At 32.9% G+C, this 1040-nt stretch carries 1 pseudogene; it reads left to right on the forward strand.

The features are described from left to right. A pseudogene (locus tag F6K20_RS39680) lies at positions 1 to 1040 on the forward strand (IS630 family transposase); the annotation flags it as partial.

The raw sequence follows: 1040 nt of genomic DNA on the forward strand, positions 1-1040 counted from the left end.
AGCAAAAAACAATACTTCAAAAAGCCTTAAAAATAGAAGAAAATGGAAATATTAGAGAACGTATTTTAATTTTGCTGTTGTTGAATAGTGGAAAAACACAGTTAGAAATTGCTGAAGTTTTGGGTTGTTCAAAGAACACAGTCTGTTATTGGTGTGTCCACGGAGATCCAGATGACTTAGAGAGTCTTAAAGATAAAAGAATGAAAGGCAATCACCAAAAAGCAACAAAACAATATATAGAAGTATTATTAGAATTAGTCGAAAAAGAACCCGAAGAATTAGGATATGAATTTGGTCGATGGACAGCTCAAAAATTAGCCGTTCATTTAGAAGATACAACAGGCATCAAGTTAAGTGGGTCTCAAGTTCGTAGGATACTAGTCAAGAAAAAATATGTTTACCTTTGGTCAAAGTATAGCTTAGATTCTAAAAAAGACCCTAAAAAAAGGGAAGCATTTAAAAAGAAACTAGATGAGTATTTAAAAATAGAAAAAGAAAGCCCAGAGCGTCTTCAGGTATGGTTTTGGGATGAAAGCGGATTTAGTTTGAGAGTCATCAGAAGAAAAAACTGGTGTAAAAGAGGAAAGCGAAAAAAAGTTAGAGGAGACCGTTCGCGCAGCGTCGGGCTTTGCCCGAAAGGCAAGGGAGAGTTAATGTGATGGGAGCTTTGCGATATTCAGATAAAAAAAGATTTGTAGATTTCCTCAAAAAAAGCAATAGTCAAACTTTTTATGAAGTTTTAAAAACCTTTTATAAAGAGCTAGAAAATGAATGGATGGAAGCGGGTAATCAACTAGAAGACTTTGCTAATAAAGGACCGAAAATCGTCATTATTTTAGACAATGCTAGTTTTCACAAAAAAGCCGAATATATTCATAAAATAGAAGAAGATATGCCGAATATTTATTTAGAATATCTTCCCGAGTATAGTCCTGATTATAACTTAATTGAATTGGTTTGGCATTCAGCAAAAGAATATATTGCCAATCGAGTTTTCAAATCAATTGAAGAATTAGAATGTTTGTTAAATCATCTTTTAA

The sequence above is a fragment of the Moorena sp. SIO2C4 genome (assembly GCF_010672485.1).
GTDB classification, from domain to species: domain Bacteria; phylum Cyanobacteriota; class Cyanobacteriia; order Cyanobacteriales; family Coleofasciculaceae; genus Moorena; species Moorena producens.